General features: G+C 41.5%; 14 protein-coding genes. 8 read left to right on the plus strand and 6 right to left on the minus strand.

From position 1 onward, the window contains the following. Positions 1-24 precede the first annotated feature (24 nt). Positions 25-495 carry a hypothetical protein gene (locus AACW75_RS05470; RefSeq protein WP_017076741.1) on the minus strand — a complete coding sequence of 157 codons (471 nt, stop codon included), beginning with the start codon at positions 493-495 and terminating at the stop codon, positions 25-27. Between the two features lie 974 nt (positions 496-1,469). Between AACW75_RS05470 and AACW75_RS05475 the strand changes: the two genes are divergently transcribed. From AACW75_RS05475 to AACW75_RS05500, 6 genes are all read left to right on the plus strand, one after another. Then, the gene (locus tag AACW75_RS05475) at positions 1,470-3,248 is read left to right on the plus strand and encodes a sodium:solute symporter family transporter (protein WP_017076740.1); all 1,779 of its coding nucleotides are present in this window, start codon (positions 1,470-1,472) and stop codon (positions 3,246-3,248) included. 218 nt (positions 3,249-3,466) lie between these two features. After that, positions 3,467-5,545, plus strand: coding sequence for a DUF4962 domain-containing protein (locus tag AACW75_RS05480; RefSeq protein ID WP_145570166.1), 2,079 nt, complete (start codon positions 3,467-3,469; stop codon positions 5,543-5,545). A gap of 604 nt (positions 5,546-6,149) precedes the next feature. After that, a complete protein-coding gene (locus tag AACW75_RS05485) occupies positions 6,150-7,031 on the plus strand; it encodes an NAD(P)-dependent oxidoreductase (protein WP_017076738.1) in 882 nt (293 codons plus the stop codon). A 1,161-nt stretch (positions 7,032-8,192) separates the two neighbouring features. After that, positions 8,193-10,064, plus strand: coding sequence for a methyl-accepting chemotaxis protein (locus AACW75_RS05490; RefSeq protein ID WP_237297681.1), 1,872 nt, complete (start codon positions 8,193-8,195; stop codon positions 10,062-10,064). Between the two features lie 256 nt (positions 10,065-10,320). Further along, a complete protein-coding gene (locus tag AACW75_RS05495) occupies positions 10,321-12,072 on the plus strand; it encodes a polysaccharide lyase family 7 protein (RefSeq protein ID WP_145570167.1) in 1,752 nt (583 codons plus the stop codon). A gap of 394 nt (positions 12,073-12,466) precedes the next feature. Beyond that, positions 12,467-14,035, plus strand: coding sequence for a polysaccharide lyase family 7 protein (locus AACW75_RS05500; protein WP_237297663.1), 1,569 nt, complete (start codon positions 12,467-12,469; stop codon positions 14,033-14,035). Positions 14,036-14,627: 592 nt separating this feature from the next. Here the strand turns inward: AACW75_RS05500 and AACW75_RS05505 are convergent. Both AACW75_RS05505 and AACW75_RS05510 read right to left on the minus strand, forming a co-directional pair. Then, on the minus strand, positions 14,628-16,553 hold the full coding sequence (locus AACW75_RS05505) for a LamG domain-containing protein (RefSeq protein ID WP_145570169.1): 1,926 nt from the start codon (positions 16,551-16,553) through the stop codon (positions 14,628-14,630). Between the two features lie 192 nt (positions 16,554-16,745). Then, positions 16,746-17,606: an oligogalacturonate-specific porin KdgM family protein gene (locus AACW75_RS05510; RefSeq protein ID WP_135456463.1), complete on the minus strand. Its 861-nt coding sequence runs from the start codon at positions 17,604-17,606 to the stop codon at positions 16,746-16,748. 538 nt (positions 17,607-18,144) lie between these two features. Here AACW75_RS05510 and AACW75_RS05515 point away from each other — a divergent pair. After that, positions 18,145-19,182, plus strand: a complete 1,038-nt coding sequence (locus tag AACW75_RS05515; RefSeq protein ID WP_017076732.1) for a polysaccharide lyase family 7 protein — start codon at positions 18,145-18,147, stop codon at positions 19,180-19,182. 396 nt (positions 19,183-19,578) lie between these two features. Here the strand turns inward: AACW75_RS05515 and AACW75_RS05520 are convergent, their stop codons facing one another. From AACW75_RS05520 to AACW75_RS05530, 3 genes are all read right to left on the minus strand, one after another. Next, a complete protein-coding gene (locus AACW75_RS05520) occupies positions 19,579-20,946 on the minus strand; it encodes an MATE family efflux transporter (protein WP_145570310.1) in 1,368 nt (455 codons plus the stop codon). 270 nt (positions 20,947-21,216) lie between these two features. Continuing rightward, positions 21,217-21,939 (minus strand): FadR/GntR family transcriptional regulator, encoded by a 723-nt coding sequence (locus AACW75_RS05525; RefSeq protein ID WP_017076730.1) that lies wholly within the window; start codon positions 21,937-21,939, stop codon positions 21,217-21,219. Between the two features lie 257 nt (positions 21,940-22,196). Next, positions 22,197-22,973 (minus strand): SDR family NAD(P)-dependent oxidoreductase, encoded by a 777-nt coding sequence (locus AACW75_RS05530; RefSeq protein WP_145570170.1) that lies wholly within the window; start codon positions 22,971-22,973, stop codon positions 22,197-22,199. Positions 22,974-23,315: 342 nt separating this feature from the next. Here AACW75_RS05530 and AACW75_RS05535 point away from each other — a divergent pair, with 342 nt between their 5' ends. After that, the gene (locus AACW75_RS05535; protein ID WP_135456459.1) at positions 23,316-24,035 is read left to right on the plus strand and encodes a FadR/GntR family transcriptional regulator; all 720 of its coding nucleotides are present in this window, start codon (positions 23,316-23,318) and stop codon (positions 24,033-24,035) included. Positions 24,036-24,262 lie beyond the last annotated feature (227 nt).

Raw genomic sequence — 24,262 nt, forward strand, 5'->3', positions numbered from 1 at the left:
ATAAGTACCTTCTGTTTCTAATTATTAGCGATATGTTTTTGTAGGGTTTTCAGCTTTTTCGGTTTGGTATTCGTGCATTGTTAACTGTTCAATAGCCACCGCTATCCAGCCACTGATTAGCATGTCATACCATTGTTGAACGCCACTGCAGGCAACAACAACATTTCCGTAAACAAATGAGCCGTAGAACAATAAGTCTTCGTCACGTAGTGAGGATGGGTGTTGTGAGTGCAGTGTTAGATTACTTGTAGATTCTCGCCATGCTTGTTGAGCTTTCTTACGAGCAAGGTGATCAAATTTGATAGTCCAATTACCAGGGTCTCCTAAAGATTCCTCATAAAGAATGGCGTCTTCGAAAGAGGCTTCCCAAGGTTTGAGGTGGGGATTCATAACGACAATATGCAGTTCTTTTCTATTGGTTCTTTCAAAAAGCTTGTCGATAGAGGGTTTTACGATGTCGATAGCGTCTTGAGTGATGTCTTTCATTGATCGCATGCTACATGTCCTTACGTTTCATTAGATGTATATAGAATATTGTATGACAATAATTCTTCAATTCATGAAGGCTTGGAAGTGGGGAGCGATCACAAGCGGAAGTCTACTAACTAGACTCCGATCTTGTTTTAACCATATTGTGTCGAAAATAGTGTGATTCTGGTCTTTTATTAAACTGGATATAAATGCACTCAGCTCCAGTTTATTTTGGCTTATTTATTAGGTATAAACTCACCATCATATGGCCACCGTTCTGTTAATTCATAAGGGCGAAAATTTTGGCGTGATAATAGAGCACCCTATAAAACAATGGATACATACGGACATGCTAGCGAGCTAACCTGTTTGTTTTTAGGAAGCGTGTTGCACTGTTTTGGTTCAATCATTTTCCATCTTTCTTAAACTATTCGGGTTGCTCAATACCCCTAATCTTTGCATGTTCTCTTTATCAATCCCAGAGACAGCATCTTAAATTCCCTCTCTTAACTCATCCGGAAATGGTCTAAATAGAGGTGATTTCACATCCATTTTTATTTAGATCTAAAGATAAGAGCACTACACAAGTTTGAATTGAATTCTAATGATATTACCCACTCGGTTTCGATAGAAAATACTGGTTTATTGTGTGATGAATGATGTGGGTTTGGTCACGGATTCTCTTTTATTATTTTTTAGGTCTTTATGTTTATATGTGTTTGGTTGTATTTGTTAATAAGTGTGCAAAGTCTCACTTTCATTTTAAGTTGTTGTTTTTAAAGTTCAATTTATTTTAAGTGTTTGATCTTTTGGGTTTTTACCTAAAACCCTAACAATTTCCTTAATGGATTAGCCATATTCCATCCTATGTCATATATATAATTAACTTAATCAATCAAAATAAGATCACCATCACTTATTTGGATTATTGTACTACAAATAAAGAGTCGAATTTCCTATAGTCCTCGTAACAAATTAAAACGGACAAAGGATACACGATGGAACTCAACACGATTATTGTCGGCATTTATTTCCTATTCTTGATTGCGATAGGTTGGATGTTTAGAACATTTACAAGTACCACCAGTGACTACTTCCGCGGGGGCGGTAATATGTTGTGGTGGATGGTTGGTGCAACCGCTTTTATGACCCAGTTTAGTGCATGGACATTCACCGGTGCGGCAGGTAAAGCGTATAACGATGGTTTTGCAGTAGCGGTCATCTTCGTAGCCAACGCTTTTGGTTACTTCATGAACTACGCGTACTTCGCGCCGAAATTCCGTCAACTTCGCGTTGTTACGGTAATCGAAGCGATTCGTATGCGTTTTGGTGCAACGAACGAGCAAGTATTCACTTGGTCTTCAATGCCGAACTCAGTGGTATCTGCGGGTGTGTGGTTAAACGCATTAGCAATCATCGCTTCGGGTATCTTCGGTTTCGACATGAACATGACTATCTGGGTGACTGGCCTAGTGGTATTGGCGATGTCGGTAACAGGTGGTTCATGGGCGGTAATCGCATCTGACTTCATGCAGATGGTTATCATCATGGCGGTAACGGTAACTTGTGCGGTTGTAGCGGTTGTTCAAGGTGGTGGTGTTGGTGAGATTGTTAACAACTTCCCAGTACAAGATGGTGGTTCGTTCCTTTGGGGCAACAACATCAACTACCTAAGCATCTTTACGATTTGGGCATTCTTCATCTTCGTTAAGCAGTTCTCAATCACGAACAACATGCTTAACTCATACCGTTACCTAGCAGCAAAAGATTCAAAGAATGCAAAGAAAGCCGCACTGCTTGCTTGTGTGTTGATGTTGTGTGGTGTGTTTATTTGGTTCATGCCTTCTTGGTTCATTGCAGGTCAAGGTGTCGATTTATCAGCGGCTTACCCGAATGCAGGTAAAAAAGCGGGTGATTTTGCTTACCTATACTTTGTACAAGAGTACATGCCAGCAGGTATGGTTGGTTTATTAGTTGCCGCGATGTTTGCAGCGACAATGTCTTCAATGGACTCAGGTCTAAACCGTAACTCAGGTATCTTTGTTAAGAACTTCTACGAAACAATCGTTCGTAAAGGTCAAGCATCAGAGAAAGAGTTAGTAACCGTATCTAAAATTACTTCAGCGGTATTTGGTTTCGCTATTATCCTAATCGCACAGTTCATCAACTCATTAAAAGGTTTGAGCCTGTTTGATACGATGATGTACGTAGGTGCGTTAATCGGCTTCCCTATGACGATTCCTGCATTCCTTGGTTTCTTCATCAAGAAGACTCCGGACTGGGCTGGTTGGGGTACGTTAGTTGTTGGTGGTATCGTATCTTATGTGGTTGGTTTTGTTATCGACGCAGAGATGGTAGCAGCGGCGTTTGGTCTTGATACTCTAACAGGACGTGAATGGTCTGATGTTAAAGTTGCGATTGGTCTGATTGCTCACATCACGCTAACTGGTGGCTTCTTCGTACTATCTACGATGTTCTACAAGCCTCTATCAAAAGAACGTCAAGCGGATGTTGATAAGTTCTTTGGCAACTTAGATACACCATTAGTAGCTGAATCGGCAGAGCAAAAAGTGTTGGATAACAAACAACGTCAAATGCTTGGTAAACTGATTGCGGTAGCGGGTGTTGGTATCATGTTGATGGCTCTTCTGACTAACCCAATGTGGGGACGCCTAGTCTTCATCTTATGTGGTGTGATAGTTGGTGGTGTCGGTGTTCTACTTGTGAAAGCGGTCGATGACGGCGGCAAGCAAGCTAAAGCGGTAACTGAAAGCTAATAGCTAGCGAACGTTTAGACAAAATGCGACGACTCGAAAGAGCGTCGCATTTTTTGTTTTGCGAAGTGAGTAAACGCGCCTGGCTTACAACATCAGACCTAAATCACGAAAACTGTAAAAAATTGTACGATCGAATCGAAATACATTCAATTGTCCTACAATAAGACGTATATTGTTGCTAATTCCTTTCAATCAACTTGAAAAATAAGTGAGTTAGAATGAGCGACCAAAAATCTCTTGATGCAATCAGGAAGATGAAGCTGGAGAATGATACTTCAGCAGGTAATCTTGTAGACCTACTCCCTATCGAAGTTCAAACACGTGACTTCGACTTATCATTCCTAGACACCTTGAGCGAAGCACGTCCGCGTCTTCTTGTTCAAGCTGATCAGCTAGAAGAATTCAAAGCAAAAGTGAAAGCTGATGAAGCTCACTGCATGTTTGATGACTTCTACAACAACTCTACCGTTAAGTTTCTTGAGACTGCGCCTTTTGAAGAGCCTCAAGCATACCCAGCTGAGACGGTAGGTAAAGCTTCTCTATGGCGTCCTTATTGGCGTCAAATGTACGTTGATTGCCAAATGGCACTGAACGCGACACGTAACCTAGCGATTGCTGGTGTTGTAAAAGAAGACGAAGCGCTCATTGCTAAAGCAAAAGCTTGGACTCTAAAACTGTCTACGTACGATCCAGAAGGCGTGACTTCTCGTGGCTACAACGACGAAGCGGCTTTCCGTGTCATCGCTGCAATGGCTTGGGGTTACGACTGGCTACACGGCTACTTCGCAGATGAAGAACGTCAGCAAGTTCAAGATGCTTTGATTGAGCGTCTAGACGAAATCATGCACCACCTGAAAGTGACGGTTGATCTATTGAACAACCCGCTAAACAGCCACGGTGTTCGTTCTATTTCTTCTGCTATCATCCCAACGTGTATCGCGCTTTACCACGATCACCCGAAAGCAGGCGAGTACATCGCTTACGCGCTAGAATACTACGCAGTACACTACCCACCATGGGGCGGTGTAGACGGCGGTTGGGCTGAAGGCCCTGATTACTGGAACACACAAACTGCATTCCTAGGCGAAGCATTCGACCTGTTGAAAGCATACTGTGGTGTAGACATGTTTAACAAAACATTCTACGAAAACACCGGTGACTTCCCACTTTATTGTATGCCTGTTCACTCTAAGCGCGCGAGCTTCTGTGACCAGTCTTCAATCGGCGATTTCCCAGGTTTAAAATTGGCTTACAACATCAAGCACTACGCAGGTGTTAACCAGAAGCCTGAGTACGTTTGGTACTACAACCAACTGAAAGGCCGTGATACTGAAGCACACACCAAATTCTACAACTTTGGTTGGTGGGATTTCGGCTACGACGATCTTCGCTTTAACTTCCTTTGGGATGCACCTGAAGAGAAAGCACCATCAAACGATCCACTGTTGAAAGTATTCCCAATCACGGGTTGGGCTGCATTCCACAACAAGATGACTGAGCGTGATAACCATATTCACATGGTATTCAAATGTTCTCCGTTTGGCTCAATCAGCCACTCTCACGGTGACCAAAACGCATTTACGCTTCACGCATTTGGTGAAACGCTAGCGTCAGTAACAGGTTACTACGGTGGTTTCGGTGTAGACATGCACACGAAATGGCGTCGTCAAACGTTCTCTAAAAACCTTCCACTATTTGACGGTAAAGGTCAGTACGGCGAGAACAAGAATACAGGCTACGAAAACCACCAAGATCGCTTCTGTATCGAAGCGGGCGGCACTATCTCTGACTTCGACACTGAATCTGATGTGAAGATGGTTGAAGGTGATGCAACGGCATCTTACAAGTACTTCGTTCCTGAAATCGAATCTTACAAACGTAAGGTCTGGTTTGTTCAAGGTAAAGTATTCGTAATGCAAGACAAGGCAATACTTTCTGAAGAGAAAGACATGACTTGGCTAATGCACACGACTTTCGCAAACGAAGTAGCTGATAAGTCTTTCACTATCCGCGGCGAAGTTGCGCACCTAGACGTAAACTTCATCAACGAGTCTGCTGACAACATCACTTCAGTGAAGAACGTTGAAGGCTTTGGCGAAGTTGACCCATACGAGTTCAAAGATCTTGAAATCCACCGTCACGTTGAAGTGGAATTCAAGCCCTCTAAAGAGCACAACATCTTGACGCTTCTCGTTCCTAATAAGAACGAAGGCGAGCCAGTTGAAGTGTCACATAAGCTTGTAGGCAACACGCTAGAGCTAACTGTTGACGGCGAAACGGTTTCAATCGAACTGTAATTTGTTGAAATAACAGAAGCTAGATATTAAAAACTCCGGGCGAAAGCTCGGAGTTTTTTTTGCCTAGCGAAAATGGGAGACGCGGTGCAAATGTACCTCCATGTAAGTTGGAATCGTGCCAGAAGTCCACTTATTGGCCTCTCGATGCCAAATCAATAGTGCAGAGCAGAGCCTGATTAATCTGATGTAGGCCAAGACAGGACATGTATTCAACAATTATGTTGAATGAAAATGTACAGGAGTCGTATACGAGCTCCGTAAGTATGGCTTTGTAGTTTCCAAGAGCTTTTTATCACTTATTTACAGTGAACAATCTCAGTCACAGGCTGAAAAGAGAATAGTGAACTTAAAGTAGGTTGAGGCGTAGTTTGTTCATATTAATCGCATGAGCTATAGCGTGTGGCATTTTGTAAATAAACGGCTTTTTAAGGGTGATATAGTTCCGGTAAATATAAAACGTAAGCCATATTTTCTCGTAAATTGTATCGCCGTCACAACTTACGCTTAACCATCGAATGAATGCCCTAAAACTATTGCGAAACGAGAAAGACGTAGTTATTATAATGAGCATATAATCATACAATACTATATTTGGAGTTTGAACATGACTAAACCTGTAATTGGTTTCATTGGCCTAGGTCTTATGGGCGGCAACATGGTTGAAAACCTGCAAAAGCGCGGCTACCACGTAAACGTAATGGATCTAAGCGCTGAAGCTGTTGCTCGCGTTACTGACCGTGGCAATGCGACTGCATTCACTTCTGCTAAAGAACTCGCTGCGGCAAGTGACATTGTTCAGTTTTGTCTTACAACTTCAGCTGTTGTTGAAAAAATCGTATACGGCGAAGACGGCGTTCTAGCGGGCATCAAAGAAGGCGCAGTACTAGTAGACTTCGGTACTTCTATCCCTGCTTCTACTAAGAAAATCGGCGCAGCTCTTGCTGAAAAAGGCGCGGGCATGATCGACGCTCCTCTAGGCCGTACTCCTGCACACGCTAAAGATGGTCTTCTGAACATCATGGCTGCTGGTGACATGGAAACTTTCAACAAAGTTAAACCTGTTCTTGAAGAGCAAGGCGAAAACGTATTCCACCTAGGTGCTCTAGGTTCAGGTCACGTTACTAAGCTTGTGAACAACTTCATGGGTATGACAACTGTTGCGACTATGTCTCAAGCTTTCGCTGTTGCTCAACGCGCTGGCGTTGATGGCCAACAACTGTTTGATATCATGTCTGCAGGTCCATCTAACTCTCCGTTCATGCAATTCTGTAAGTTCTACGCAGTAGACGGCGAAGAGAAGCTAGGTTTCTCTGTTGCAAACGCAAACAAAGACCTTGGTTACTTCCTTGCTCTTTGTGACGAGCTAGGTACTGAGTCTCTAATCGCTCAAGGTACTGCAACAAGCCTACAAGCTGCTGTTGATGCAGGCATGGGTAACAACGACGTACCAGTAATCTTCGACTACTTCGCTAAACTAGAGAAGTAATCGACGTACGACCTCGCTAGGGTATTGCTTGTCTTCTAGGCGGCGATACCTCGGCGAGGTTCGTTTTTATCTGCAGTTCTGCTTTTTCGTAAATCCATTCATAACCGTTTCTTGCGTTCTTCCTTTCTTCCTTTCTTCCTTTCAAGCTCGCTTTGTTTCTTCCTTTTTGTGCCTCATTTCCTTTGCGTTACCCAAGCAAAGCTCTATTTATTTCTGTTCTTACTTTTACCTTTGTTCTAGTTAGTTCTACTTTGATTTCAACTTTCAACGTCATAAATCTTCAAGCAACTCTCCCTTCAGTAAGCCAATCGTCAATCTTTTGGTAAACAGAACTTTTAGTAAACTAAGCTACTAGCATATCCGTCTCAAACGTTTAAAACCTACACTGACGTTGCATTACTCATCGATCGAATACTTAAAAAGAAAGCAAAAAAAAGCCCACACAGCTGGTGACTATGTGGGCGTGCTCGGACGAGCCGTCTGAAAAAAAGGATGAACAATTTAAAGTGAAATAACGATTAACGAGATCCCCCGACAGTCTCTACGTTAAAAGTGTTCAATGACCTCAAAGCAAATTGCTTCAATTACCACTTTGAATTGAACAAAAGTATCCAGAAAGAACTTAAGTTTTGATTCAAACACACCATACCTTAGGGGTTATTGTATTACAAATAAATGTTAAAACTTAATGCCTTTAGTGAATGGTTGGTTTGCGAAAGTGTGAGTTGTTCCTCACTTTTCTACGCAAACAGATAACGCAGAAAAATTGATTTTAGTGAGGTGGATTATCGACGAAAATACCAACTTATCGCAGTGGATTCGATTTAATTACAAGTTTTTGCCTTTTTACTATAGGTTGATAAAAGTTAAGACTAATAACTGATACCTATGTCACAGAGTGTTTTTAGTCATTTTAAATATATCAAAGTCGCTCACAGAAAGGATAGTTAATTAAACATACAATATTAGTTGAAGTTGAAGTTGAAGTTGAAGTTGTGGTTGTACGGATGTGTCGACATGAATACGCTGCGTTTCACCGTATCTACGATAATGCAAAAAATAACCACTTTGTTCGGATGAAAATAATAGATATAGGTTGTACGGATAATGAGTTTTATGAATTCAAAACTGTCTCTAGGGTTCAAAGGTAAGCTGATTTTGATGGTGGCGATCGTCAGTTCCAGTGCTCTGGTATTTACGAACTGGTTTACGCTCGACTTGGCCACAGATCAGGTCAACCAAACGATATACAACGAGATCGACCACTCGCTAACGATAGAAATTAATCACATTGAAAATACCGTTCAGAGAACCATCGATACCGTAAATTCAGTTGCACAAGAGTTCATGAAGTCACCATACCAGGTACCTAACGAAGCGCTTATGCATTATGCCGCTAAGCTAGGGGGCATTGACAAAATTGTGGTGGGTTTCGACGACGGACGTTCTTATACATCTCGGCCTTCTGAGTCTTTCCCTAACGGTGTTGGGCTAAAAGAAAAGTACAACCCAACGACTCGCCCTTGGTATCAACAAGCGAAACTGAAGTCAGGTTTATCTTTTAGTGACCTATTTTTCACTAAGAGTACTCAAGTACCTATGATTGGTGTGACGTATTCGTATCAAGACCGCGTAATCATGGCAGACATTCGATTTGATGACTTAAAAGCGCAACTCGAACAGTTGGATGGCATTTACGAAGCGAAAGGCATCATTGTTGATGAAAGAGGGATGGTTGTTGCTTCAACAATAGAGAACGTGCTTCCGCAAACCAATATATCTTCTGCGGATACTCGTATGAAATTAAACAGCGCGATAGAACTGCCTGATCAGTTTATTGAAGGCGTGATTAATGGTTACTCAAGAATCTTGATGGCTAAAAAGGTTGATATCGGTAACCAAAAAGAGTGGTACATGATATCCAGTATCGACCCCGAGTTAGCTCTTGACCAATTGAATGGTGTGATGTCGAGTACTCGAATTCTGATTGTTGCTTGTGTATTTGGTTCGGTGATATTGATGATATTGCTTCTGAATCGTTTCTACCGCCCAATCGTATCACTTCGTAAGATTGTTCATGATTTGTCTCAAGGTAATGGTGATTTAACTCAAAGGTTGGTAGAGAAGGGTAATGATGACTTAGGGCATATCGCTAAAGACATCAACTTGTTCATCATTGGCTTGCAAGAAATGGTTAAAGACGTGAAATTCAAGAACTCAGATTTGGATACCAAAGTCTTAAGTATTCGAGAAGGTTGTAAAGAAACCAGCGATGTATTGAAAGTTCACACAGACGAAACCGTTCAAGTTGTCTCTGCGATTAATGGGCTTTCAGAAGCGTCAAACGAAGTAGAGAAGAGCTCTCAATCGGCGGCACACGCAGCGCGAGATGCGGCTGCGTTCAGTGATGAGACCAAGCAAATCAATACGGTGACTGAAACGTATATCAGTGACCTTGAAAAGCAAGTGTGTACGACTTCCGACGACATTCGCTCTATGGCCAACGAAACGCAAAGTATACAGTCGATTGTCTCTGTGATCGGCGGTATTGCTGAACAAACCAATTTACTGGCGTTGAATGCGTCGATCGAAGCAGCGCGTGCCGGCGAACACGGTCGAGGTTTTGCTGTGGTGGCTGATGAAGTTCGTGCACTGGCTAATCGTACACAAATCAGCACCTCGGAAATAGAAGAAGCGCTGTTGGGTTTACAGTCGAAATCGGATGGTCTAGTTAAATCGATTGAACTGACCAAGAGTAATTGTGAGATGACTCGTGCTCAAGTTATCCAAGCGGTAAACATGCTGGCTAAGCTAACTGAGCAGATGGAAACCGTGAGCCGTTTCAATAACGATATTTCTGGGTCTTCTGTGGAGCAAAATGCATTGATTCAGAGTATTGCTAAGAACATGCACAAGATTGAAAGCTTCGTTGAGGAGCTGAACAAGTTAAGCCAAGATCAACTGACAGAGTCGGCAGAAATCAAAACACTTAATGGTAGCGTCAGTGAGCTTATGAGCAGCTTTAAAGTTTAGTGTACTTAAAACTAACATCTAATAGGTGTTAATTGGTATTAATTTTCAATGGTTTAAAATTATTTATCAAAATGAAAGCCACTCAATAACGTTCGCGTTTAGAGTGGCCTTTTTGCGTCCCTATCATATGAAAACGCCGTATTCATTGCTCATTTCACTTGATTTGTCGCATCTCACATTCTGATAATTACTCAATTGACATAAAATAGTACAAATATACATTATCACTTAACTCTTATGGATAAGTGAGATAAATGTGAATAAGCCAATTTTTGTCGTCGTGCTCGCTTCGCTTACGTATGGCTGCGGTGGAAGCAGTTCAAATAGTTCAAGTGACAGCAATGACCCTTCTGATAGCAGCAATCCAGGGACGTCTTATGGCGTTGTCGCACCTTACGATATCGCTAAGTATCAAAACATCCTTTCTAGTTCCGATCTTCAGGTATCTGATCCTAATGGAGAAGAAGGCAATAAAACCTCTGAAGTTAAAGATGGCGATTTCGATGGCTACATCAGCGATTATTTTTACGCTGATGAAGAGACTGAGAATCTTATATTTAAAATGGCTAACTATAAGATGCGATCTGAAGTTCGCGAAGGAGGAAACTTCGATGTTAATGAATCCGGTGTGAGGCGAAGCCTGTATGCAGAAATAAGCCTACCAGATATCGAACATTCAATGGCAAGTTCACCTGCTGATCACGATGAAGTGACGCTGTTACAGATACATAATAAAGGTACGGACGAGAGTGGAACGGGTTATATTCCTCATCCGTTATTACGTGTGGTTTGGGAGCAAGAGCGAGATGGCATTACAGGCCACTATTGGGCGGTAATGAAAAATAACGCCATTGATTGTAGCAGTGCTTCAGACTCTTCAAATTGTTATGCCACTTCTTATGATCGGTACGATTTAGGAGAGGCGGATCTTGATAGCTTTACTAAGTTTGATCTTTCTATTTACCAGAATACATTGGCGATCAAAGTGAATGATGAAGTAAAAGTGAACCAAGATATCGCCTATTGGGAACATCTCCTGAGCTATTTCAAAGCCGGTATCTATAACCAGTTTGAAAATGGTGAAGCCACGGCCTATTTCCAAGCGCTGAGATATACCACAACTCAAATCAATGGCTCAAACGATTGGGATATTAGTGATTGGAAGTTGACGATTCCTGCTAGCAAAGACACTTGGTATGGAAGTGGCGGCGATAGTGCTGCTGAATTAGAACCTGAGCGTTGCGAGTCGAGCAAAGACCTTCTCGCAGATGACCGTGATGTCTACCTCAGCGATATTAACCTGTCTTATTTCAATACTGATGAAGGGAGGATGCATTTTAGAACCGATATGGGGTATGGAACCTCAACTCAAAACTCTAGCTATATTCGTTCTGAATTAAGGGAGTTGTATCAAAGCAATACACAACCCGATTGCAGCACCAGTGATGAAGACACAAGCTGGTATTTGAATGACACCAGAACCAATAAAACCAGCCATGAGCTAACGGCAACTTTACGCATCGAAGACTACCCGAATATCAATAACCAAGATCCAAAAGTGGTACTTGGGCAAATTCATGGTTGGAAGATTAATCAAGCATTGGTGAAACTTCTTTGGGAAGGAGAGGATAAGCCAGTACGAGTAATACTGAACTCCGATTTTGAGCGCAATAATCAAGATTGCAGCGGTTGCGAACCATTCAGTGTTGAATTGGGTACATATACAGCCAGTGAAGAGTGGCGATATACGATTCGTGCTGACGAAGACGGTGTTTACCTGGCGACCCATGATTCAGATGGAACCAATACTGTTTCGCACTTGATTCCTTGGGGTGAGGATTACCAAGACAAAGATGGCGATACTGTTTCGCTAACGTCAGATTGGACATCCACAGATATCGCCTTCTATTTCAAGGCGGGTATTTATCCCCAATTTAAGCCAGATAGTGACTATGTAGATGAGGTGTTTGATGTGAGCTTTAGTTCTTTACGAGCTGTGCATTTTTGACCGAGCCGATGCTTGAATAGCGATAACTGATATTAAAAAAAAGGCCACATTAGATCCTAATCATGTGGTCTTTTTTCTCTGAAAAATTGATCAACTTAACTAAAAAATCGTCATTTTAAACGGATGATTTCTTTCCGTTTATCTACCGATATTGCATTCCTATTTTTTATACCTTGTCTTTTATCAATAAGAAATGTGATCCAGTTAAAGTATGGTAAAACGGAAAGTGTCCTCAGTCTCATTTATTCAATGAAATGTTTTATTTGTATTATAAGATTACGTAATATTTCCATGTTATCGCAAATATTGAGGTAGGAATTGCCTTATAGCTCGTGTTTGCTGATTTTTATGTCACCTACAAATACTGCCTTTGTATTATAATAATGGATTTAATATGAAAAAAATCATTCTAAAAAGCTTACTTGCCTCTTCTATTATACTTGCGGTTGGTTGTGCGAGTACTAGCACGCCTAGCGTTGATTTCCCGAATAACAAAGAAACCGGTGAAGCTCTCCTAACGCCGGTTGCTATGACGGCTAGCAGCCATGATGGTAACGGCCCAGATCGCCTGTTTGACCAAGATCTAACAACACGTTGGTCTTCAGCGGGTGACGGCGAGTGGGCAATGTTGGACTATGGTTCAGTTCAAGAATTTGACGCTGTTCAAGCATCATTTAGCAAAGGTAACGAGCGTCAATCTAAATTTGATATTCAAGTTAGTGTTGATGGCGAAAGCTGGACGACAGTGCTTGAGAACCAAATGAGTTCTGGTAAAGCGATCGGTTTAGAGCGCTTCCAATTTGAGCCTGCGGTTAAAGCCCGTTACGTACGATATGTTGGTCACGGTAACACCAAAAACGGTTGGAACAGTGTGACTGAACTAGCCGCTGTTAACTGTAATGTTAACGCTTGTCCTACTAGCCAGATTATTACTCCAGCAGTAGTAGCAGCAGAGCAAGCAATGATCGCTGAAATGAAAGCAGCGGATAAAGCGCGTAAAGCAGCACGTAAAGACCTACGTTCTGGTAATTTCGGTGTCGCAGCGGTTTACCCTTGTGAGACAGCAGTGAAATGTGAAACACGCACTGCGCTACCTCTACCAGCGGGCTTACCTGAGACACCTCTAGCAGGTAATGCACCTAGCGAAAACTTTGATATGACTCATTGGTACCTATCTCAGCCTTTCGATCATGATAAAAATGGCAAGCCTGATGATGTTTCTGAGTGGAACCTTGCAAACGGTTACCAACACCCTGAAATCTTCTATACCGCTGACGATGGCGGTCTAGTATTCAAGGCTTACGTGAAGGGTGTACGTACATCTAAAAACACTAAGTACGCACGTACTGAGCTTCGTGAAATGATGCGCCGTGGTGACCAATCTATTAGCACTAAGGGTGTTAACAAGAACAACTGGGTATTTTCAAGCGCGCCTGAATCAGATTTAGAAGCGGCAGCGGGTATCGATGGTGTTCTAGAAGCTACCTTGAAAATCGATCACGCAACAACGACAGGTAATGCTAACGAAGTAGGCCGCTTTATCATTGGTCAGATTCACGATCAAAACGATGAGCCAATTCGTTTGTACTACCGTAAACTGCCAAACCAAGCAACGGGTGCGGTTTACTTTGCACATGAGAGTCAAGATGCGACTAAAGAGGACTTCTACCCTCTAGTTGGTGGCATGACTGCTGAAGTGGGTGAAGATGGTATCGCGCTTGGCGAAGTGTTCAGCTACCGCATCGCAGTTAAGGGTAACACGATGACTGTCACTCTAATGCGTGAAGGCAAAGACGACGTAGTGCAAGTGGTTGATATGAGCGAAAGCGGCTACGACGCAGGTGGTAAGTATATGTACTTCAAAGCAGGTGTTTACAACCAAAACATCAGCGGCGACCTAGACGATTACTCACAAGCGACTTTCTACCAACTAGACGTATCGCACGATCAATACCAAAAGTAATCTAACCGTATAAAAACACAGCCTCCAACTCCTAGAGTTCGGAGGCTTTTTTGTGTCTGTTATTTGGGCAGAAACCATCAGTTGTTAAAGATAAACATATAGGTTAAAAGCTGGTGGCTGACCTTAACTTCTGTTTTGAATATCCTCTTTCCGATCCCTAATCTAATATCCAACGCATAGCCTTTCATTCGTTCATAGACCTGCATCAATAAGCCATAGATTAACAATCTAGGGTGAGTGTTAAACATTGGCTTAGGTTGCTTTTGGTTTGTTCAAACTGATCGCCATATCGCTATCAATACTTATATTTAACACTAGATACTAAGGGCAATTCATTGGCTGATAATACCTTGCACCTAGGATGATTAGTTCTGGAAGTCATTGAATAAACAACGGGGTTTGTATTGGTAAACTGAAATTGAGTTGGCTATTAAAAGCCCAAATAACAGGATGGAGAGGTTAGGAGGTTACTACTTTTGAAGTTAAGGAGATTTTAGAGATTTAGGTGATTAGGTTCGAGGTATATATTGGAATACCGATTACAAAAAAGCCTCTAGTAGAACTAGAGGCTATTGACGTAATCAAAGAGTTATTACTCAGCAGTAAATTGAGTTACACGTTCTTGAATTTGTACATCAGTCAGAACTGTATTCCAAACTGCGATATTGTCCACCGACCCATCGAAGTTTTTATCACTACTAGAAGAGCCACCTAAAAGAATAAATTTGTCATCTGTTGTATTTTCAATAACAGAAAAATCGACGCTTTTCGAGTGAGCAAGAGTACCATCGATATATAAGTTAGCAGTCGAATCTAAGTGGTTGTAAGTCGCTAAGATGTGATACCAATTATCTTCAACAAGATAAACGTCTCCTTCACTAGACTTCGCTTCTGTACTCAAGCCCTTGTCGTCTGCATCAAGACCGCCGTAAACCTTAAACTTGATGGAGTTGTCTGATGACTCGAGGTAGAGTTTAAACCCTAAGTAATCACTAGTTTCTGCAAAATCAACAAGTGAAACGTCGGAATCATACCCAAAACGATCTGCTTTAATAACCGTCTCTACAGAGAATGAATCCTCAATGGCTTGAGCTCCAGTAGTAGTTGCCGAAGTTGCATTGTAGTAAATGTAACCATAGCCTCCACCTGTAGCTGAATCTTGGTCAATATGCATAGCTCCAGTACCTGCAGCTCCAGAGGTCGTAGTGATCAAAGGAGAGCCTGATTTACTGGTCAAATCATTGTCGGCACTACCGCTGTCAGTTGTGTAGTCAGCGTTGTCAAAAGTGTACTCATTTAACGCAACCGGAAAGTCACCATCTACTGGTGGCTCAGGCTCAGTACTGCCACCGTCAACAATCACTGTTGCTTCCGCAGTATTGTTGTTGTACGGATTACCTGATAGCGCTTGGCCATTCGGGTAATTGTTAAAGTTATCTTCAAACACCAACTCATCAGTAGTTGTGTCATTCGAATAAACTTTAAAGTTGTCAGCGTTCAACTCGTAGTGTGTTGTGTTGGAAGTATCACCAAGCTTTAATGACACGATAGTAACGGCAGTTTTGTCGAAAGCCTCAAAACCGTTGCCACCATTGTCGTATACGGTGTCATTTACCTTGAATGTGTAGTAACCGCTCGCCCAACTGATTTCAACCGCGAGATCTTCACCTAAAGTGTAAGTGCCTACAGGCTCATCAGGAATTTGAGGCTTACCACTACTATCGGTAACTGTAGAACGGTAGAAAATTTCTCCAGCGTTAAAAATCACTTCGCCGTGTAAGTTAGTGTTAGATGTACCTGAAGCGTAGAGACTAACGTAAGAGTTATTGCCTGAACCATTCGCTTCTTGCTCTGTGTCTTCATCGACTTGGTAGATTAAATCAACAGTTACCTTTCCTGATGCGATGCTGTCTACAGTTGCTCCTGTGCTGTTGTCAGACAGTTTCAAACGTAGTTCACCCACATCATTCTTTACGCCACCATTGTTGGTGTCTAGAATTTGAACATAACCATTAATGCCACTTGCTTCATTGGCTTCACTTATAGCTTCTTGTACGGCGTCAGTTGCTGCTTGATCAGAGCCAGAGTAGTCAATTCCATTAGTTTTGTCTGAAATACTCAGCACACCTGCGTCATCGAAAGAAAAAACGCCATCTAAAATTTCAAGAGTCGAGGTGCCAGTTTCATAATACGTGAAAGATACTGTTCCGGCTTCTTCATCATAATTATTGGTAGAAGCACTTGCATCTTTAATTGTGTACGTGCCTAAGTCATCATCATCGTCATAGTATTTATGATTACCATCTTCTTGGAAAACATAAACGTTTGGTAGGTCAGCGTTTGACGAGGCTGATATTGAAGATGAATTGGCATCACTGATTTGCCAGTAACCCGTTGTTAGTACTGATTCTTGGCTGCCTGCACCTGAATCCGTCGGAATAGGTAAACCATCACTGTTACAACCAAATAATAAACCTGTCGAAAGAGCGACAGCAGTAGCGACTTTAGAAATCTGCATAAAAAATTCTCTTTATGATATTAAATCCATATGTAAATCACATAAGAAATAGATAATGAATAGCCGTTAAATATTTATTAGGATGAAACTAATCTAAATTAGAACATCCTATTATTTAAATTAAAGTAATTAAAATATGCCCCAGAAAATTACAAGAGGAGAGGGGGTATTTAATAAATTGACTATTTCTAATTAGAATGAGTAAGCAACACCAACACGGTATTTTGCTTCGCGGTCTTTAGAAGATGAGCTGATATCTGACGACCAAATCTCAGCAAACGGTTTCCAAGAACCGAACTTGTAGTTTACTTTTACGCCAGCATCCCATTCCCAGTCATCACTATTATAAAGAAGTACGTTGTCCAAAGATTTTACATAGTTTGCTTCGTAAGAAAGGCCAAGTTTAGGTAGAGACTCAATTTTGTAAGCACCGGTTAGTGTGATTTTTGATTTTTGAGCTGACTCTAAACGTTCGCCAGTTTCTGAATCTTTGTCACCAAATTGCGTATGGTTACGGAAGTCAGCATATTCATGACGGTAACGAATCGCGGTTGTTAAACCCATGTCTGCTTTATAGCCAACGCGGAACTGAGGTTTAAACGTAACCTTTTTCATCTTCCAGTCGCCATCGTTAGCATTAGGCTCATCCCAATCCCAAGCAATAGGCATACCCATTTGTAGATACCAATTGTTGTCTATTTTGTATGTCGCAGTGTTATCTATCTCCATACCATAGATGTACCAGTTGCCATCGTAGAAGCTCTGGCTGTTCGCTGACTTAACAGAACCTGAATCTTCATCGTAGTAAGAATCATCAGTGTGGAACTTAAGTTCCAGGCCTGTAGAGTGTTTCCACTTGTCTGACAGCTTAAAGCTTTCACCTAGCTTAACTCGATGTTGATGGCGAGCGTCTACGTGAGCAGTATCGCCATTTGTTTTTGTATAATCCGTCGCAGCACGATACTCGTAACGATAATCAAGAGTTGCACCAGTAGCTGTGCCCGCTAAAAGAGTACATGCAACAGCTGCAGCAATTTTTGTAACAGAATTCATACCTTTGTCTCACTATTATTTTTTTATTTTGGATACATCCAATGTACCCATGGCTCACAAATCAACACCTTACGTGGTATTAAATTAATGTATGACAAATATGATATTTATTACCGGGTCAAATTTCTGTGAGATCTATCAAAAACTTCTGAATAATCGCCTGAATGTATAGCTAAATGCTATGAATATCTCAATTATCACTCTGTTTTTTAAATCGATAATGACTTGGATCTCATATTTATAAACGTCGTAAATCAACTGATACCAATGTGTTAAAATAAGACAAATAATTCAATTTATAACTATTAATGGCATACAAGTAACAGAGTTGGTTGATGGGTATGATCACTTGCACGGTAAATTCAAGGTTAGCTATTTTAAAGTTGGCGTTAGAGAAGTGTTAATCAGTCGTTTTTGTGTTGTTGCTTTTTAGGTGGTATTTAAGTCGGAATAAATAGTCATTATTACGAATTGGTGTTTAACGTAGTTTTTATACTGAGAGTGTTACTTGGTATTGGTTAACGATAAAGGATGAGTCATGTTTAAGAAAAACATATTAGCAGTGGCGTTATTAGCGACTGTGCCAATGGTTACTTTTGCAAATAACGGTGTTTCTGATCCAGTGCCTGCTGATAAGTTTGATATGCGTAATTGGAAAATAACGATTCCTTCGGATATTAATGAAGATGGTCGTGTTGATGAAATAGAAGGGGTAGCGATGATGAGCTACTCACATAGTGACTTCTTTCATCTGGATAAAGACGGCCACCTTGTATTTGAAGTACAGAATCAAGCTATTACGACTAAAAACTCGAAAAATGCACGCTCTGAATTGCGTCAGATGCCACGTGGTGCAGATTTCTCGATTGATACTGCTGATAAGGGAAACCAATGGGCACTGTCTAGCCACCCATCTGCCACTGAATACAGTGCGGTAGGTGGAACGTTGGAAGCGACATTAAAAGTCAATCATGTCTCTGTAAACGCTAAATTCCCAGAGAGATATCCAGCTCATTCAGTGGTTGTTGGTCAAATACACGCTAAGAAACACAACGAGCTTATTAAAGCGGGAACTGGGTATGGACATGGCAATGAACCACTGAAGATCTTCTATAAGAAGTTTCCTGATCAAGAGATGGGATCAGTATTTTGGAACTATGAACGTAACCTAGAGAAGAAAGATCCTAACCGTGCTGATATTGCTTATCCTGTTTGGGGTAATACATGGGAAAATCCAGCAGAGCCGGGTAAAGCGGGCATTGCACTAGGTGAAGAGTTTAGTTACAAAGTGGAAGTGAAAGGCACCATGATGTACCTGACATTTGAAACGGCTCGTCACGATACGGTTAAGTACGAAATCGACTTGAGTAAAGGTATCGATGAACTTGATTCCCCAACGGGCTATGCTGAAGATGATTTTTATTACAAAGCTGGCGCATACGGCCAATGTAGCGTAAATGATACTCACCCTGTTTGGGGGCCGGGTTGTGCAGGCACTGGCGATTTCGCTGTTGATAAAAAGAATGGTGATTACAACAGTGTGACCTTCTCTGCACTTAAGCTTAACGGTAAATAGATACGAAATAGAGCAGGCAATAAGCTAGCTCATCAAGCATTTTTAAAGGCCACTTAACTCAATGTTAAGTGGCCTTTTTTTATTTGAGCCTTTTATATATGGCGTTTGTGTTTATTAATGCATCCAACACATCAAGACGGTTTGCTGGTCTTGATTAATGTCATATGGAGTCTGCTTATTGAGGTTTATGAATGGATCTCACTCTTGCTGTCGAGAATTAGTTAACCCAAGAGGGTTGATTAACCCAAACTAGAATCCAATCAAATATGAAATCTAAAACAAAACAGCCTTGTCAAAGGACAAGGCTGTTAATCAAACTGCTTAGAACTTAGAACTTAGAACTTAGAACTTAGAACTTAGAACTTAGAACTTAGAGCTTAGAGGGAACGACGGCGTTTAGTCATACATCAACTCATTGGCTTTGTTTGCATCAAACTCTTTCAAAGATTTACGCGCTAAGTGTCTAAACGGGAACGCTTTGACTATCTCTTCGAAAGGTTGAACTGCAAATGCCCAAAAAATAGAGCCATCTAAGCCAAAGATAATCAATGCGCACAAAGGGATTGAAACTATCCATTGGCCTGTAAAATTTATTTTAAATACGTCTGTGGTTTTACCTAGCGCTCTCAAGACATGTCCGTGCACGGTGTTGTAGCCCCGAACGATCGGCAAGAATATGTAGAGTGGGGCAATAACAGCCAGTGCTTGATAGGTTGAAGGATCTAAGTCTGGGTATACGTCGCCAATCACCACACTTAAACCGGCAAACATAACGGCACAAATGACAGAAATACCTACCGCGACATCGATACTGGTATCAACATTTTTAGTTAGGTCTCCCATTTTCTTGGAGCCGATCGCTTGGCTGATCGTAATAGCGGAAGAGTGCGCCCAAGCGGTAATGAACTGAGTCCCAGCTCGTAACCACGGCATAACTAAGGTAATCGCAACGTACGCGTTGATATTGAGTTGCGAGTACAATAATTGATAAATCGTCGCGCCAATCGATAGCATGGTCACATTCGCTGCTACTGGGAATATCTCAATAAAGTGGCGACGGATGTTGGTGATGAATTCTGACTTTTGAGTATCCAATTTCAGTGAAACGGATGAATCGTAGTGCACACACAGAATTAAATACACTAAACGGATGGTGATAGCGATAACACTGCCAAGCGCTGCACCTTGTACGCCGATGCCTTCAAAATTAGTGAAGCCATGAATAAGTACGTAAGAGAGCACAGCGTTGATCGGTAATTCGATCAAGTAACCCTTAAAGGGGACTTTGGTTCTTCCTAATCCATTAAACAGCGCGATGATGACTTGCGTTAATGCCGTGAAAATCACTATATACTTGGAAATATCCAGATAGTGGCTGATTTCAAGATGAAGCGTTTTATCGTCGGTTAAGGCTTGAATCAAAGGTTGTTCGAAAAAGGTAAGTAGAAGCCAAAATATCGCTGCAACGCCGAGGTTGATGAATAAACCTGCCCAAAATGCTTTGGAAAGAGAAGCTGCGATACCAGAGCCCACAGCACGACTGAGTACAAGTTGTGTACCATTCGCCAATGCCATTTGGATGCCCAACACAAAGGCGATGATGGTCGTGGCAATACCCATTGCGGCGAGAGGAATTTCACCGAGCGGAGATACGAGCAAGGTATCGATCATTAACATCGACTGCATCAGTAATGCGTTTAAGGCTAGGGGCCAGGCGAGAGAGAAATTTTTCCTTACGTACGATTGCGAAGACACAAACAACACCTTATGTGTGTAACCGTAAGCTTCACTGAGATGACCTGAGTTCAACGTTTAAAGATGAAACACTACGGTAATTGATGGTTAAGACAAGATTGATAACTAAAACAAAATTGGCGGCTAAAGAAAGCTAACGATTAAGGTAAAACTGACCATTAGAGTAAGCTGACAGTTAAAGCTGAGACATCTACAGCAGCAGACATTAACTACAGGACTGATTCGTGCTTAAGAAAGCACTCATTTTGATCAACACGAATCAGTTCTAGTAAGTCTTGGTTATGCGAACGCTAATTCAACCTTAGATAATTTTTGATTTTCATCATCAAGCAATAATTGAGAAGCGACTCGCGCTTGCTTTGCGTTGCCGGACATGATCGCATCGTATATTGCTTTGTGTTCTTCTAGACAGAAGCGTCCGCCTTCTGCGGAATGATCGATAAACTGCTTGAAGATCGTCGACAATATATTTGCGAACGGGATGTAAAACTGGTTGCCAGTCGACAGAAAAATCGTTTGGTGAAACAAATGGTCGTGCGTTGTCCATTCTTCATAGTCAAAGCTGTTAGCTGCGAGTGTCATTTTTTGGAAAAGAATAGAAAGCTCTTTACGCTGCTCGACAGTTGCGTTGGTTGCCGCCAGAGCGCACGCTTCTGGATCTATTGCTTTTCTTAAACCCAAGAATTGAGATAAGAAGGGTTTAGTGTCTTCTAAATCTTGAATCCAATAGAGTAATTGCGGGTCTAAAAAGTGCCATTGTGTTCTTGGTTTTATACGAGTGCCGACTTTAGGCTTTGACTCAATGAGCCCTTTTGCAGAAAGCAGCTTTGTTGACTCTCGAAGTGCTGTTCTGCTTACTCCAAAGATCTCGCAGAGCTCCATTTCGCTGGGTAACTTCTGATTTTCTTCTAACTCGCCAGACAAGATCTTGCGAGCAATTTGCCTTGCTACTTGAACGTGAATTCGGCGGCTTGAATCTTCCACCAATGTAAATATTGACATTTAAACCACCTGAAATTGAAATTTAAAAACAAAAAAACCAGACGAATCTGGCTTTTGGTGTCAGTGTATACGTCTATGTTGCGTGAGGTTTTCCCTCATCTACTACGGTCTATTGACCAAATGTAATGCGCTTTTATAGCTCTGTGAGCCGATTAGCTTCGCGACTTTATATAACTCTGCGCTCTTATTAACTTAGAGACCTTGTTAACTTTGCGACCATGCTAAATATAACTTAGCTCGCCTTTTTAATTAGAAAGCTAGGGCGCTATTTGTCCGCCGTTTACATCCAGAATTTGTCCTGTGATGTAACCGCTGCAAGCGTGCGATGCGAAGAAAGCAAAAGTAGGAGCCACTTCTTCAATATTGCCAAAGCGTCCCATAGGAATATTGCTAGCAATGGTCGATTTTAGTTCATCACTTTTGCCATCGTGAAATGCGGTGTCGATAGTACCCGGTGAAACAATGTTGAAACGGATATTGTCTTTAGCAAACTCTTTCACCCAGTTGCGGTGGATATCGTGTAGCCACGCTTTTGATGCGGCATATACGCCAGCACCCACACCACCACCTTCACGAGCAGCAATCGAGCCTGTGCTGATAACACACGATGTTTGTCCAGACTTAATGGCAGATGCGCGTAAATGAGGGATAGAAAACTTGGTTGTCATCAATGCAGAGCGAACGTTAAGATTCATTACACGCTCATAAAATTCGTCATCGATATTTTCTAGGTTTGCACGACCGCCAAGGCCACCTGCGTTATTAATCAACACATCCATGCCACCGAAATGATCGGTGAATTCTTTGACTAATTTTTCGCAATCTGATGTTTCCATCAAGTTTGCTGGAAAAAACGCAACATCACCGCCAAGTGCTGTGAGCTCAGATAGAACGCCATCAACTTTTGGGCTGAGAGCTCGACTATTGATACCAATCTTTGCACCGTACTTTGCGAAAACACGTGCGGTAGCTAAACCCATACCAGCGGTAGAGCCAGTAATTAGAATGCGTTTACCCTTTAAGTCATTAAACATCAGCGTCGCCTATATTGTAGATTATTTGCGTTAATAAATCATACAATAACACTTGCTATATTCAAGTGTGGCTATCTCAAAACTGATCATTAACGAGATTAATAGTCGGGGTAAAGGTGGTTTTGTGAGTTTGCGCATACAAAATCAGTGTAAATAAGAACTATTTGTATGAATTAATGGCTTGGTTATGGTTTGTGTGGTCAATCTTTATAAGATTAACAAAATATTGCCTTAGCCTATATCAGGATTGACCTCACGTTATTCTTATACTGAGTTGGTGCAGATATAAATCAGTGTTATAGTCCGCGTTAAATAATACATATCTAATAAGTAAGTAGACACATGGCTGGCTCTTTCAATTCGATTTCAGGCTCTAAGCGAAGCCTTCATGTGCAAGTTGCACGTGAAATCGCTCGTGGTGTTTTGTCGGGCAAATTGCCTCAAGGTTCCATTATCCCTGGTGAAATGGCGTTGTGTCAGCAATTTGGGATAAGTAGAACGGCATTAAGAGAAGCCGTTAAGCTTCTGACTTCAAAAGGCCTACTAGAATCTCGTCCAAAAATAGGTACTCGCGTTGTTGACCGCGCATTCTGGAACTTTTTAGATCCGCAATTGATTGAATGGATGGATGGATTAGCAGACACCGATCAATTCTGCCATCAGTTCTTGGGTTTACGTCGTGCGATTGAACCTGAAGCGTGTGCGCTAGCAGCTCAGTTCGCTAGCGCTGATCAACGTATTGAATTATCGGGTATTTTTCAACAAATGGTAGAAATATCGGGTGCTGAAGAGTTTAACCAAGAAAGTTGGTTAGATATCGATATGAAATTCCATAGCCTTATCTTCAATGCAACGGGTAACGACTTTTACCTGCCATTTGGTAATATCTTAACGACTATGTTTGTTAACTTTATTTCTCACTCTTCTGAAGAGGGAAGTACGTGTATTAACGAGCATCGCCAAATTTATGAAGCAATCATGGCTGGCAACAGTGATAAGGCGCGCCAAGCGTCGGCAAGCCACCTATTAGATACCAATCATAGATTGCCAATAGCTAGCTAACTGTTTTTAAAAGGTTTTAAATCTGAAGTTCTAATCGTTTTTGTCTATAGATTTGAAGAACTAGGGCAACCAAGATTAAAATCATTGTCCAAATAAGATACACATTTAAAAAAGCACGTTTGATACGTGCTTTTTTTACATCCAAAATTGATGAAAACCTGACCAATGTCCAATATTTAACCTATTGTTTGTTGTTTTGTTAAAAGCACTAGTAACTGACATTGTTG

The organism is Vibrio sp. L3-7, from assembly GCF_963898195.1.
GTDB lineage: Bacteria > Pseudomonadota > Gammaproteobacteria > Enterobacterales > Vibrionaceae > Vibrio > Vibrio echinoideorum.

Coding starts and splice junctions, on each gene's coding strand:
- AACW75_RS05525 (WP_017076730.1), bottom strand. CDS start 21,939: ATGTCAATATTTACATTGGTGGAAGATTCAAGCCGCCGAATTCACGTT.
- AACW75_RS05515 (WP_017076732.1), top strand. CDS start 18,145: ATGTTTAAGAAAAACATATTAGCAGTGGCGTTATTAGCGACTGTGCCA.
- AACW75_RS05480 (WP_145570166.1), top strand. CDS start 3,467: ATGAGCGACCAAAAATCTCTTGATGCAATCAGGAAGATGAAGCTGGAG.
- AACW75_RS05500 (WP_237297663.1), top strand. CDS start 12,467: ATGAAAAAAATCATTCTAAAAAGCTTACTTGCCTCTTCTATTATACTT.
- AACW75_RS05505 (WP_145570169.1), bottom strand. CDS start 16,553: ATGCAGATTTCTAAAGTCGCTACTGCTGTCGCTCTTTCGACAGGTTTA.
- AACW75_RS05470 (WP_017076741.1), bottom strand. CDS start 495: ATGCGATCAATGAAAGACATCACTCAAGACGCTATCGACATCGTAAAA.
- AACW75_RS05535 (WP_135456459.1), top strand. CDS start 23,316: ATGGCTGGCTCTTTCAATTCGATTTCAGGCTCTAAGCGAAGCCTTCAT.
- AACW75_RS05530 (WP_145570170.1), bottom strand. CDS start 22,973: ATGTTTAATGACTTAAAGGGTAAACGCATTCTAATTACTGGCTCTACC.
- AACW75_RS05490 (WP_237297681.1), top strand. CDS start 8,193: ATGGTGGCGATCGTCAGTTCCAGTGCTCTGGTATTTACGAACTGGTTT.
- AACW75_RS05475 (WP_017076740.1), top strand. CDS start 1,470: ATGGAACTCAACACGATTATTGTCGGCATTTATTTCCTATTCTTGATT.
- AACW75_RS05485 (WP_017076738.1), top strand. CDS start 6,150: ATGACTAAACCTGTAATTGGTTTCATTGGCCTAGGTCTTATGGGCGGC.
- AACW75_RS05510 (WP_135456463.1), bottom strand. CDS start 17,606: ATGAATTCTGTTACAAAAATTGCTGCAGCTGTTGCATGTACTCTTTTA.